10 protein-coding genes are annotated in these 13,658 nt (G+C 64.7%); all 10 read right to left on the bottom strand.

Features of this window, described 5'->3' with window-relative positions; all coding sequences use genetic code 11:
• Window positions 1-28 precede the first annotated feature (28 nt).
• Entirely contained in the window at window positions 29-2,425 is a 2,397-nt protein-coding gene (locus F7R02_RS03690; protein WP_078591347.1) for an alpha-N-acetylglucosaminidase, read from the bottom strand.
• Window positions 2,422-5,316: a beta-galactosidase GalA gene (gene galA / locus F7R02_RS03685; RefSeq protein WP_078591346.1), complete on the bottom strand. Its 2,895-nt coding sequence runs from the start codon at window positions 5,314-5,316 to the stop codon at window positions 2,422-2,424. Before galA ends, F7R02_RS03690 begins: the two co-directional genes overlap by 4 nt.
• Window positions 5,317-5,469: 153 nt before the next feature.
• Window positions 5,470-8,178, bottom strand: a complete 2,709-nt coding sequence (locus F7R02_RS03680; protein ID WP_078591345.1) for a TonB-dependent receptor — start codon at window positions 8,176-8,178, stop codon at window positions 5,470-5,472.
• A gap of 719 nt (window positions 8,179-8,897) precedes the next feature.
• Window positions 8,898-9,608 (bottom strand): type II secretion system protein N, encoded by a 711-nt coding sequence (gene gspN / locus F7R02_RS03675; RefSeq protein WP_005911079.1) that lies wholly within the window; start codon window positions 9,606-9,608, stop codon window positions 8,898-8,900.
• 5 nt (window positions 9,609-9,613) lie between these two features.
• Window positions 9,614-10,090, bottom strand: a complete 477-nt coding sequence (locus F7R02_RS03670) for a type II secretion system protein M (protein ID WP_005911081.1) — start codon at window positions 10,088-10,090, stop codon at window positions 9,614-9,616.
• Complete coding sequence (gspL, locus tag F7R02_RS03665; protein WP_078591344.1) at window positions 10,087-11,190, bottom strand: type II secretion system protein GspL; 1,104 nt, start codon at window positions 11,188-11,190, stop codon at window positions 10,087-10,089. Before gspL ends, F7R02_RS03670 begins: the two co-directional genes overlap by 4 nt.
• Window positions 11,187-12,176, bottom strand: a complete 990-nt coding sequence (gene gspK / locus F7R02_RS03660) for a type II secretion system minor pseudopilin GspK (protein WP_011050488.1) — start codon at window positions 12,174-12,176, stop codon at window positions 11,187-11,189. The genes gspL and gspK overlap by 4 nt, the downstream gene beginning before the upstream one ends.
• Entirely contained in the window at window positions 12,176-12,778 is a 603-nt protein-coding gene (gspJ, locus tag F7R02_RS03655) for a type II secretion system minor pseudopilin GspJ (RefSeq protein ID WP_078591343.1), read from the bottom strand. Before gspJ ends, gspK begins: the two co-directional genes overlap by 1 nt.
• Complete coding sequence (gene gspI / locus F7R02_RS03650) at window positions 12,775-13,155, bottom strand: type II secretion system minor pseudopilin GspI (protein WP_005925167.1); 381 nt, start codon at window positions 13,153-13,155, stop codon at window positions 12,775-12,777. The genes gspJ and gspI overlap by 4 nt, the downstream gene beginning before the upstream one ends.
• On the bottom strand, window positions 13,139-13,630 hold the full coding sequence (locus F7R02_RS03645; RefSeq protein ID WP_078591342.1) for a GspH/FimT family pseudopilin: 492 nt from the start codon (window positions 13,628-13,630) through the stop codon (window positions 13,139-13,141). Before F7R02_RS03645 ends, gspI begins: the two co-directional genes overlap by 17 nt.
• Window positions 13,631-13,658: the final 28 nt, after the last annotated feature.

The raw sequence follows: 13,658 nt of genomic DNA, 5'->3' as shown, positions 1-13,658 counted from the left end.
ATGAACGCCATGCGCAACACGGATTCGTTCATTGAGCGCCCCCTTGCGTGGCGCTGTGAACGCCACCGGATGCACCTTCTTGCCGCGCGTCTGGCCCGCGATCCTGCGAAGCGCGTTGCCTTGGATCGTGCGCATCTACCTGTGCCAGCAAGGTGTGCAGCAAGCTCAGTGGCTCACGTGGCGGCTGACGCTTCGACATCTCGTCCTGCGCGGACCATTGGCGTTCCCATGTTGCAAGCTGGTGATCCACGGCCACCGCATCGAACGGCGTGCCGGCCTTGCGTGCAGCACGATACGCGCTGAGAAAGCGCGTCCAACGCTGCAGATAGAAGTCTGCGTACATGCCCTGCCACGCCTTGGACGCGTAATCAGCAAGGTGGCCGTCGCCGCCCCAGACACTGACCTGCGCTCGCGCATTGCCGACATAGGCGCGCCGCAATCCGGCATCGTGGCCGGCCGCAGCGGCGGCCTGGCCGGTCCAGTCGGCCAAGGTTTCGTGTTGACCGCCAACCAGCGCATCCAGTCCCCGCACCAGTTGCGTGGTGCGCGCCAGCTGCGCATCGCCGCGCGCGAAATCGCCGGCATTATAGGCCTGCACCACTGCCTGCAATTGACGGTCGGCCTGCAGGCTCAGGTAGTGGCGTGCGTCTTCGATCAAATCGTAGCGATACAGCGGCGCATCTGCATAACGGTTGGCCTGCCGCAGCAACGCATCGATGGCGCGGCGCAGGCGTTGCGGGTCGCCAGGACGATCGTCGAAATCGACGATGTCGGCAGTCGGCCGCTTGAACAGCAGGTAGGCACCGGCACGCTTGTTCCACCAGCGTGGCGACCAGTAACGGGTCTGGTAGATGCCTGCTTCCAGATCAGACCATGCGCTCAGTAATGCAGCATCGCTGCGGCCGTAGCGCGCGCGCAGATAGTGCGTGAGCCACTGCGACCACGATTGTTGCGGGCCTTCCCAGGCCAGCGCGTAGAGATACTCGTAGATCACCGAGTTGCTGTGCAGGCCTTCCGGAAACACGCCGAAGCCGCGCAGATTGCGTTTGTCCGGATCGGCCAGCAAGGCTTGCAGATCGCGCCGATAGAACGCGAAATCGCCGTACAACGGGTTGCTAGCGCCGTAGTTGTGCACGTAGCCGTAGATCCACTGCTTGTTGTCGAAGGCCTGCGATGCCTTCCAGGTACCGGGATAGCGGTCGTTGCCGATGTCAAGCACCATCAAGCGCGCGTCGGGCACCTTGCCGAGAAACGCAGCGATCGCCTGCGCTTGCCAGAACTGGCGGTCGGCACCGAACAGCCAGCCCTGCATCACCCAGGTGGCCTTCGGATTCACCTGCGCGATGGAGCGATACAACGCCTGCCCGTACTCGGCCAGGCGTGCATCGCGTTGCGCTGGCGGTACCGCTTTTGCCCGCGCAGCATCGGAGTTGGCGATGCTGTCGCCGTACCTGGCGGCGGCCACGTCGCTGCCATCGTCGGCCACGGGTGGCAGCATTTCGTTGAAGGCATCGGCCAGGTAGAACTCGCCTGCGCCGTAGGTCTGGGCGTACAGCTCAAGGAAGCGCCGCGCGAGCTTGGCAAACAGCGGATCGCGCGGATCCAGCCAATAGGTCTCGTGAAAGCCTTCCCAGGCGCGCATGCGATAGATGCGCGCATGCGGATGGGCCTGCGCGAACGCCCTGGGCACGTAGCCGGCAAATGCGGGCAGCACCGGCTGCATGCCCAACTCGCGCATGCGCGTCAGGATCTGCTTCTGCAGCACGCGTTTGCTGTCGATCCAGTGTTGCGGCAGCGGTGCGCGATAGCCTTCGATATTGCCCATGCGCTGCCACGGCGTGAACGCCGGGCCGGAAAAATACTCCGCCAGCGCGTCATCGCCGACATCGAACTCGCGCCACAACGCTTGCCAGATCGCTTCCTGGCCTTCCATCGCCAGCGGCATGTCGATGCCATGCAAGGCCATCCAGTCGATCTCGCGCTGCCAGCGCGGCCAATCCCAGAACGGCGTGGTGTAGCCGTAGGTGCAGGTATTGAGATAGGCGCGGTGGGCAAATGGCGTGCGCACTTGACCACTGCGGTAGGCCGGCCATTGCGCTGGCAGCGCCACGCGGTCGCCCTCCCAACTCATCGAGGCCGCACCTGCTTGACCGAGATACGCATAGGCGCCACGCGCCAAGGCTACTTGCGAGGAGCCGGCAATGCGCACCGTGTCGCCGCCGGCGTCGATGCGGTACCAGTCTGCACCATCGCCACGCGGTGCGACGGTCATGTCGAACTGGGCGGCACGCGCGCCGATCAGGCGTTGCACGACTGCCTGCGCGGGCGGTGCCGCCAGCACGGGGACGGGAGTGGCGAGCAACGCACCCAGCACCATGGCGAACAGGCGCGCAGGCGACGATGAGGAAAACAGTGAAAAGGTCATGGCAGGTTCCGATAATGCACGGTGACGACGTCGTGGAATCCAAACGGTTGATCGGCAGCGACATGCAGAATCACCGCCAGGGTGCGCTCGCCGGCCGCGGGTGCAAGCGCCACGGTGATCGGTGTTCCGGCCGCTGCCTGGGCGACCGCGCGGCCGTCCAGAAATACCTGCGCCGGCCCGCTGAGGCGGCCCAGGTCGAGTATGCCGCCGCGGGTTTGCATGCCCTGCCACGGTGTGAATTGACTGCGATACAACACATAGCCGGCACGTTCGGGGGCGCTTTCCAAGGTGCCTGGCAACGTGTTGCTCCAGCTGTTGTTGTCGTTAGGACGGCGCGGGAGATCCGGTGCGGGCGGCTGCGCGAATGCAGCGGTGTGGCGCCAGCTTTCGACCACCATCACTGGCGCCGCGATCGGCACCGATGCCGGCAGCGGCGCCGACGTGCGGCCGATGTCAAGCACTGCATCGCGCAATCCGGGGCTACTTGCCTGCAGGCGCAACACGCCCGCACCGCTCCCGGCTTGCACGATTGCCTGCGCCAGCCCGTTGAACAACGCCACCTGCGTGCTTTGATCCGCTGCATGCGAATTCGGGTCGCCATTGCCGACACCCAACAGCCGGCCGCCGCTGATCTGCAGCGTCAGCAGTGCATTGCAATCGGGCACGTGGCGCCCCTGCGCGTCCACCGCTTCCAACGTCACCGGTTGCGCATCGCGGCCATCGCCGTGTAGTTCGCTGCGGTCGGGGATGAGTTTGAGCGCGACCGGGGCGCCGGTGGTTTCGACGCGCGTGCGCGCCACTTCGTGTCCCCCACGCCAGGCCACCGCTTCGAGCATGCCCGGCGCGTAGTCCACTTGCCACTGATTCGATTGCGCACGATCCACCGCTTGTTTCACGAGCGAGCGGCCGTTGAGCCACAACTCCACCTGCTCGGCATTGCAGAACGCCATGACCTTGATCGGCTGACCTTCGCGGCCGGGCCAGTTCCAGTGTGGCAACAGATGCAGTACCGGCGCATCGTCGATCCATAAGGCGCGACGCAGCCAATAGGCGCCCTTGGCAAATCCGCATTGGTCCATGATGCCGAAGAACGACCCCACCGATGGCCATTCGAACGGCGTGGGTTCCCCGCGATAATCGAAGCCGGTCCACACGAAACTGCCGGCGACGAACGGGCGTTCGACAATCAGCTGCCAGGCGCGGCGATGGGTATTGCCCCAGTCCGCGGCCAGGCTGTCGTCTTCGGCCACCACGTGCGCATCCAGATCGGTGAACCACGCACCACGCGTCTGAAACGCACTGGTGTCTTCGCTGGACAGCATCGGCGTGCGCGGACGCGCTGCATGCACGCGGTCGTAGTTGTACTGCCGATAGTTGAAACCGAGCACGTCCACCACATCGGCCGCGCCGCCGGTGGCGAACATGCCGTCGTTCATGCCGGCGGTGATTGGGCGCGTGTCGTCGAGCGCCCGCACCGCGCTGGCGGCGCGCGCCGTGATCGCGTAACCGGTGGCGGTGCCTTGCAGCGGCTCTTCGTTGAGCAGCGACCACAGAAACACGCTGGGATGATTGCGCTGGCGCCGCACCATGTTGCGCAGCAACGCCACATAGTCGGGTGCAGGATTGAACAAGCGGTTCTCGGCCATCACCAACATGCCGAGACGGTCGCAGGCCTGCAGCAGTTCCGGCGCCACTGCGTGATGCAGACGGATGGCGTTGCAGCCAATCGATTTCAGCCGCTGCAGACGAAACACATGCAGCGCATCGGGCAACGCCACGCCGACGCCAGCATGGTCCTGATGCAGGCAGACGCCCATGATCTTGAGCGGACGCCCATTGAGAAAAAACCCGTGATCGGCGTCGAAGCGCAGGCTACGAAAACCGACCTCGCATGCGGCACGGTCGCTGCGGCCATCCGCGCTGCGCACTTCGGCTTGCAGGCGATACAGCACGGGGGTGTCCACGCTCCAGCGCTGCGGCTGCGGCACTGCGATGCTGAGCGCCGCCTGTGCCGTGCCGAATGCGGCGACGCGTCGTTGTGTCTCGCCATGCGCCACGACAGCGCCATGCGTGTCGCGCAAGACGACCTCGACCCACGCATCAGCGGGCTGTTCACCGCTGTTGACAAGGTCCAACTGCACCGGCACCTGCCAAACATCGTCTGGGCCTTCCCGCGGCACGGCTGCCAGGCCATCGCCGGCGATATGCAGGGGCGCGCGCAGCACCAGCCAGGTGTGTCGGTAGATGCCGCCGCCTTCGTACCACCACCCATCCATGGCCTCGGCATCGACGCGGATGGCGATGCAGTTCAATGCATTGCCATAACGTGCGACGGGCGTGATGTCGATCACCAGCCCGTTGTAGCCGCTCCAACTGCGCGCCATCAGCATGCCGTTGACCCACACCGTGGCATGGCTGGCGACACCGTCCAGACGCAGTTCCACCGCCTGGCCGCGCACTGCATCTTCCAGCCGAAACGTGCGCCGGTACCAGGCGATACCGCGCGGGCGATAGCCTTGCGCGACGTTGGCGTCGGCGCGCACCGGTTGCTCCAATACAAAATCGTGCGGCACTTGCAGCTGCCGCCAACCGGTATCGTCGAACTCCGGCGCCGCTGCGCCCCAGGCCCGGCCCGCCTTGCCATTGGCGTACGTCTCGTCCTGCCCCAGCAGGCGCGGAAATGGCACATCGCCGGCATGGAAGCGCCACCCATCGTCCAGATCCAGCCATTGGCCGCCGGCATCTGTCGCGGAGCCCTGTGGCCTGGGACGCGGCTTGGCGCTGGTACCGACACGTCTGGTGCCTGCGGCTGCCGCGCCAGAGACCAGCGCAGGCGCGCTAAGCAGCGATGAGGCGCAGACGCTGCCGGCTAGGAACTCACGCCTGCGCATGGCAGCGCCTGGTCAACTGCAGTGCATGCACGTCACATGGTGCCTGCACTGCTAGCACTGCATGGCACGCTTCCAACGAAACCGCACTGTTGCCCTCACTGCTGGCCGCCGCACGCAACTGTGCACGGCGGCCCGAAGCGCGCTGCCTCAGCATCAAAGCATGTCCCACTGCATCGACAGGTAGTAGCTTCGACCAGTGACGCCGGTCATCTGCCAGCGGCTGGGGATGTCCTTGTACGCTTCTTCCTTTCGGTTGGTGAGATTCAGGCCGCCCAGCTGGAAACTCAGCTTGTCGTTGACCTGGTAGCCAAGCACTGCATCCAGCTGCGTGCGTGCCTTCATGATGTGGCCTTCGCGCGCGAAGAAGCTGTCGCTGCTGTCCTGTTCGTACTCGCTGCGATGATTGAGCGACACGCGTGCCGAGTAGTGCGCGCTCTCCCAGTACGCGGTCGCGTTCCAGGTCTGTTCTGACAGGTTGCGGATCTTGAAATCGGTATCGCGCTGCGGAATCACCCGGGTGAAATTGGTGTTGAACCCGAAACCATCGATCGGCAACCAGGCATCCAGCGATTGCGTCCAGCCCAGCTCGTAACCGCGAATCTTTACCTTGCTCGGATCATTGGTGGTGGCGGTGATCTCGTAGATATCGCCGTTACTACTCACACAATCGCCGGCTGCATTGCTGGAGAGCACGGTACCGTTAAAGGCGGCCGGGCAAACGATGCTATTGAAGGTGCCGTTCTTGATGTTTTTCCAGAATCCGGCCACGGTCAGCGCGCCGCCGTTGCCGTAATACCACTCCAGGCTCAGGTCGGCTTGGTCAGCGGTCAATGCCTTCAGATCGGTCTGGCCCTGGGCGACGACATAGGTGGTGGTGCCGCCAGTATTGGTGCCGGTGGAAATCGTCGAAGCGATCGCGGTGTTGCTGTCCAGAATCGGCCGCACCAGGACCTTGGCGGCCGCAAAGCGCAGCAACAAGTTTTCGCGCATATCCAGCACCAGATTCAGGCTGGGCAACCAGTTGGAATACTCGTAGGGCGCGCGAGCGGTGCCGACCACGACATTGGCGTCGTCGCTGGCGGCTTGCGTCTGAGTCAGGTAGGTATCGGTGGTGCGTTTGGTATTTTCGTAGCGCATGCCGACATTGCCGCGCAGACGCATGCTGCCGATGTCGGTGTCGATGCGCGCCATCGCATACGCCGAAGAAATGTCGTTCTCGATGCTGTAGCTGCTCTGCGGTGCAAACAGCACCGGCACGGTGATGCCCGCGGCCGCCAGCGAGCGCGCATAAGCCGCCACGTCCGGGGTGACCCAGCTGTCCTGCGAGGCGAGTTGTCCGTCAAGGAAGTTGCTGACCGTGCTGCTGGCTGCGGACAGCTCCGGGAACATGTCGAAGCCGGACACCGCACCGGTCCTGAGCAGATACAGGAAGTCGCGCCGGCGCACATCGCGATCGAAGGTTTCGCGACGGTATTTGGCACCGAAGCGCACCGCGTTCAACGCGCCCAGTTCAAGATACCGTTCGGCATCCAGTTGCAGCGACCATTCCTTGTTGCTGAGCGATTGGATGGAACCGTTGGGGTATTCGCTGCGCACCAGATTGGTCTTGTTCCACGCACTGGCGTCATTGGCATCGGCATCGGTGGTCAGCGAGATCGCGTCGGGATTGGAGGTATCCAGCAGCGTTGCCGAGGGAATCCGTCCCAGGATCGCGGCGCGCTCGTTCTCGTCGGTCTTGCCCTGGGTGTAATTGGCCGCGCCACTCAGCGTCCAGGCATCGCCCTTCCACTTGAAGTCGTAGGTGAGCAACTGAGTGGACAGATTGTGCTGTTCGATCTGGTGATTATTTTCCAGCCAGTAATCCGACGCCGACACCTGTGTGGCGGTCAGCCCGTTGGTCTGCAGCACTGTCAGCGGACTGCGCTCGAACGAGTACACCAGCTGGTTCATGTCGTTGGCGGTCCTGTCCTGCGAATACAGCGCAGTGAGGTTCATCTCCAGCTGTTCGCTAGGCTTCCATTGCAGCCCGCCATTGAACATCTTGCGCGTGGTCTCGCGCTCGATCGAGCGATAGCGCGGACGGCGTGGGATATACAACGTGCCGGCGTCGGTGGCCTGCGTGTACCAACGGTCGATCCACAGATAATCGGCGCGATCCTTGAGCTTCTGATAGCCGGCGCTGAGAAACACGCCAAGATCGCCGCCACCGAACTTGAACTGGTCGATATAGGTCAGCACGCCCTTGGGCGTTGGCGAACCACCGGCAAACTCGGAGTACTGCGTTTTGGCTGAGAACAGCAGCTTGGTCTGCTGGTAGTCCAGGGGTTTGGTGGTGTTGATGTTGACCGTGCCCGACAGGCCACCGGCGTCCATGTCCGCCGATGGCGATTTGATCACCTCGATGCCGGCGGCTACTTCTGGCTGGATGATGTCGTAGCGGAAGCCATCGGTGAAATCGGCGCTTTTGATCACCTGGCCGTTGATGGTGGTGGCCGAATACTGCGGCCCCAGGCCACGCACGCTGATGGTGGAACCGCGCCCGTTGATAGTGGAAATCTGCACACCGGGAATGCGCTGGATCGCCTCGGCGATGTTTTCGGCAGGAAACTTGCCGATGTCCTGCGCAGAGATGCCGTCGGTCATGCGCACGTCGTCGCGCTTGTTGTCCATCGCGGTGATCAGGCTCTTCTGGTACGAGCTGGTGACCTTGATGGCATCGAGTTGGGAGATCTGCGCCGATGCCGCCGCCGATGCGTCCTGTGTCTGCGCGTTGGCGCCGCAGGCAAGCAGCGACAGCGCAATGGCAAGGGACAGCGATGAGGGCGAACAACAACGCAGCGAGGCACGCGGGAGAGGCGACATGAGAAATCCTGAAGTGGAATGGCTGGACGACAACGCGACTGGCGTTCCGATCGATCAGCGATGACAGATCCCGGCGCTGGCAACCCAACCACGCGCGCACAGGTCACCAGTTCCGGATGTCCGGAACCGCCTGCGATCTGTTGTCTGCGAGCACCCCGCAAGCCCCCCCGTGGGTGCCGATGCCGCGTCCGTCCCAGGACGGGCACGCATGCCATTGCTGATCAACGGCCCTGACTGGAAAGTACCAATTCAGTGGAGTTGATTCTTATGGTCTCTAAAAGATCGTGTCAACAGTCACTTTCGAAAGCGTTCGATAGCGCTCTGATAATGCACCCGATCCTTACCGCCATTGACCTGCAACGGTGCGTGCAAAGATATCGGAAGCGCACTGGGCATCGTTGTCACATGACCAGTCACTGACCAATTCCTTGTGACCAGACCAATTCTGGGCAGTCCACGTCGCGGCCCCGACGTCGCAATCACTGCTGGCTGCGTCACCGTCCTTCGCGGCGTGCTCATGTGTATTCCAAAGCGCGTATCGCGGTACTTGCACAGGCGAACCCGTGCCGCGATGACTGCTTGCCGCGCCACGACGACAACGTTGTCAACGGATGAGCCTACACGCCATCCAATCGCCGCAACGAACATATCAGCCGCAACGCATGCACGATCATGGTGCAGAAGACGGGTGCTGTGGCACGTCGCCAGTCATAGCGTTTCTAGTGCAATCGACCTTCATCGTTGCGCAAAAACCCGCGCTCCGGAGTAGCAGCGAAGCCCAGCAATTGCAGCCCGACACCCAACACTGCGTCCTGCGCTGGATCCACGCGCGACTGCAGTTGCCAGCGTCCGTCGGGCCAGAGTTGCAGCTGCGCCTTGGCCTGCACGCCGGCGGGCAATGCGGTGTCGGGCAGCAAGGTCAGCACGGCGGTGTGATCCACGCACGCCGGCTGCCCGGACAAGCGCAGTGGCGGCAGACCGGGCAGCGCGCCCGCCCCGCTTGCCAGCAATTGCAGGCTGACACGCCCGTGCGCCTGCACGCAGCCGGTGGCATCGAATAGCAGATCGACCTGCTGCAGCTGCACCGCCAGATCGATCAGTGCCACGCCACCCGGCTGGCGCACCAGGAGTTGGCCCTGTGCATTGCGCATGCCGCGTTGCGCGCCGTCCACCAACAGCAGTTGCAACTGTGTAGACTGCAACTGCACCCGACGTTCGCCACGCAACAGCGGCCAGACCCGCGGCCGCACCGCCACATCGCCGAACACGATGCCTTGCCATTGCACCTGCCGCAACGTGCCGGCCCAGATCGGGCCCTCCACATCCAGCACCGAGAACGGCAGCCCCTCGCGCGGCAGCACCAGGCGCAACGGGACAAATGCCAGCAGCGCGACGCCCGCCATCGACACCAAGATCAAGGCCCAGCGCATGCGTGTCACGGTCCCGATTCCGCAAACCCGCAGCGTACGCGGAGTTGGCCCTGCTCGCGTGCCACGCTCAGTTGTGTCGGCGCCAGGCCGTGCGCCTGTCGCAATCGCTCAAGCCAGCCGAACAGCGCGGCCGCGCCGACGGCCTCGATCTGCACGTCCACCCCGCCCGCGGCGCTGCGCTGTTGGGAGGTGATGTTGACGCCGGCATCGCGTGCGCTGCTTGCGATGATCTCGGCCAGGGCCGGTGAGCCCAGTGCGGCGGCGCGTCTGGTCGACGCTGCCTGCGCAGATGCATCGAGCGCCAGCTGCGCAGCATCGGCATAGCGCGCCCAGGCCCGGTCATGCCAGTGCCGCAATGGGACGTAAAGCGCATACCAACCGACGAATGCCGCCAGTGCGGCACACATCACGCCCAACATGCGCCGCTCACGCGGCGCCCGGGTCTGCCACCATTGCGTGCCGCGTTGCAGCGATGCCTTCATCGCAATGGCTCCAGCGCGAACGGTGTCCGCATGCGACCGTCCTCGACTTGGCTGCTGCCCGGATCCAGGTGCCATCCAGCATCCGCAAGCCGCGCCGAGAGCTGCTGCAGGCTGGCGTCATCGGTGTGCAGCAAGGTCGCGCGCAACGGCTGTGCGGGGTTGTAGTCCAGCTGATCCAATTCTGCCGCTGGAAGGGTATCGACTGCGGCGAACAAGGTGCTCAGCTGCATCGCCAGGCGATCGGTCGCCGTGCCGGCCTGCCGACGCGCCTGCAATGCGGCTGGCACCGCCGCTGCGTCGTGCACACCCAACTGCGTGGCGGTCCGCGCTTGCAGTACACGCGCACCGATCTCGTAGCGCAAGGTCTGCGCCAGCAACAGCAACACCGGCGATAGCAGCACCGGCGATAGCAGCACCAGCGCAGCCAGCACCGCCAGACGGCGCGGAGCGCGCTTTTGCTCGGCAGCGGCCTTGTTCGCGAACGGGTGCTGCAGCAGATCGATCGGCACGTGCGCAGCGGAGCGCGCAAAGCCGGCGATGGAGTGCGTTGGGTCGGGCCCCGGCGGCACTGCCGGCACACGATCGCCCAGCAGCAGACGCGCTGCCTCTGGCTCCAGGCTGCAGGCCAGCTGTGCGCCACGGATCAGCCAACGGCCGTCCCAGTGCATCACTGCTGCCGTCGCATCGGCACCAGGCTCCAGCAATAGGCAATCCGGCACCACCGCATCGGGAGCGAAGCCGAGTTGCGTTGCGCGCGCCAGCCACTGCTGCATCACCACGCTGTCCACTGCGGCGACCAGGCGTGTGCCATCGGCCTCAGCGCTATCGGCGATCACCACATGCAGGGCCTGCGTCTCAATCGCCAGATGCTCAGCCAGTTGCAGACGCGCAGCGGCCCGTGATTGCGCCATGCTGCGGCCAGGCAAGCGCAACCAGCGCAGATGCACATCCACACCCGGCACCACCAGGAGGGTGCGCGCGGATGGCTCTGGCGGCGTGGTGGCTTGACCCACCGATTGCACCTGCCCCTGCGCATCTGCACGCACCGCAATGGATTCAGCGGCTGCATCGGCTGGCAGCAACAACAACGTGGTGGTCATTGGTCAGAACTCCATTGGCGCGCGACCAGTCGGATCCGGCCGGCCGTTTCCTGTTGCAGCAACGCTTCCAGCATGACCTGCGCGCCGGCATGGTCGACCTGGCTGTAGAGAGAGAAATAGCGGGTGCGCAGTGCGAGTTGTTCCATCACCGCATTGGACAACTCGGCCTGCATCAGCGCCGGCTGGCTGAGAAACATCCGGATGTCGCGCCATCCTCCAGCCGGCCGTGCAGCGATAACGCGTCGCGCGGCCGGCAGCTCCAGCGCTCCTCCGGTCAACGCCACCAGCACCGGCGCATCGTCCAGGCGCAGCGTGTTGATATTGATCGGCGACAAGCGGCCCTCCGGCAATGCGCAGACATACGGCTGCAGTTGCGCAATCAGTTGCGGCGTATAACCGGCGATGGCGCGCAGTTCGCTGACGCCTGCCAGCAAGGTTGCACCGGTGCGCTGCGGTGCGGCCGCCTGCAGGTAGCGGTCGTCTTCGGCACCGTGCACGCCCGGCTGTGTGTCGGAGTCGATCCAGTCCACCAATGCGTCGGTCAGCGCATGCGCCTGTTGCGGGGCGATGCCCAACACGTCGAGCAATGCGCGATATTGGCGTGCGCCCTCATCGCTACGCTGCCATTGTTCGGGCGCACCAACGACCACGCTGTTGAGATTGAAGCAGCCGCCGCGATCGTGCAGACGCACGCTCACCGCACCGTCGTCCAGCGGAAAGCCGATCGGCTGGTCGTTCCAGCCGCCGTCCAGCGTAGTGCGCAGCGGATCCCGCTCGGACAGCGCCTGCAAGCGTTGCCGCGCAACGGCCTCGCTGCCCAGGGCGTACCACTGCGCTTGCGTCATGGCTTCGCCATTGCCGCTGCGGCGCAGACCAAAGCGCAGGTCTTCCAGCACGGCCGCCATCAGCAAGGTCATCACGGCAACCAGCAGCAATACCGTGAGCAAGGCTACGCCGCGTTGCCTGGCAGGTGCGTGCAGTGCCATCACGTGCGCCCTTCCGGCAACAGGAACAGTTGGCGTACGCGCCCCCAGTGCTCCAGGTCCAGCTCCAGCGCGACTGCATCCGGCAACGCTTCAAGCCCACCGCTCCAGCCATCGCTCCATTGCGCCCGGTAATGGAATGCCACCGACGCCGAACGTACGCCGCGCAACAACACTTGCGGCGTGCCAGCTGCCCCGCCGTCGAGCGCAGAGCGTGCGCTGCGCTCCAGCCGCTCATCCACGATGCGATATTCCACGTATTGCAGCGACGCACGCGGCGCCTGGTCCGGATTGCTCCAGCCACGTCGCACAAACCCGAACAAGGGCCCGTACGTCCCGGACGCACTCGCAACAAAGGCGCTGCGTGCGGCGCTGCCCTCGCTGTTGCGGGTACGGCGCACCGCGGCCTGCTGCAGGTCGCTGCGCAGCAGGCCATGGGCCAATTGAAAGTCGCGAATCTGCTGCAGTCGCGCGCGCACGGCATCGCGCTGATCGATGCTCTGCCGCATCACCGCCACCGCAGCTGCGGCCACCAACGCGAATATCGCCAAGGCCACCAACAATTCGATCAAAGTAAAGCCGCGCGTGCGCTGTTTGCGGATCATTCTGCGCTCCGCAGCATGCTCAGGCTGGCAACGTCCTGCACTTGGCCTGCGGCACGCACGCGCACCTCGATCCGCAACAGGCCTGCCGCGCCGGCCGGCAGCGACTGGCGTTGCCACTCCCAGCTGCGCCCGCCGAGCATTACCTGCCCGTTCGCAGGCGCACGGATTGCCGGAGCCGGCGCCAGCGTCGCTTCAATCGCCTGGTTTTCTGCCACCACCGCGGCAAGCGCGCGCTCTTCCAACACCACCGCTGTGCGCGTGCTCTCGCCGGAAAGGTTCAACAGGCCGACCACCGCCATGCCGAAGATCGCCAGCGCGACCATCAGTTCGAGCAGCGAAAATCCACCCGATGCGCGTGCGTTAGCGAGAGGGCGCATCGACCTGCACCACGCCTGCGGCATCTACCACGATCTGCATCTGTTGCCGGCCATCGCCCAATGCGATGCGCTGCGGTGTGGCCGCGCCGGTGGGATCGAAGCGCACACTCAGTTGCTTGCTGCCGGCCGGCAGTTGCGCCTGGATGCCTTCCGGCCAACGCATCGTAGCGAATGGCGTTTCATCCAAGGCGATCCAACGCTGCTGCACCTGACGCCGGAACGCATAGCCGCCGGCATCGATGCTGACCTCCACCATGCGCAAACTCATGATCGCCTCGTCGCGTGCATGCATCAGCGCGCTGGCCAACGTGTCGGCATGATCGTGCAGATCGCGCCGCGTATCGGGCAAGGTCATCACCACCAGCGTGCTGGCAAGCGCGGTGATCACCAGTACGGCCAGCACCTCGAGCAGGGTGAAGCCACGCTCGAGCAGGGTGAAGCCACGCGCGCGCATTGGCGCCACGTGCATGTGCATGTGCATCGACGATTGCCTTGTGGCCGGC

This window comes from Xanthomonas cissicola (assembly GCF_008801575.1).
GTDB classification, from domain to species: Bacteria; Pseudomonadota; Gammaproteobacteria; order Xanthomonadales; family Xanthomonadaceae; genus Xanthomonas; species Xanthomonas cissicola.
Note: the sequence above shows the minus strand (reverse complement) of the source record. Positions and strands in the feature narration are given on the sequence as shown.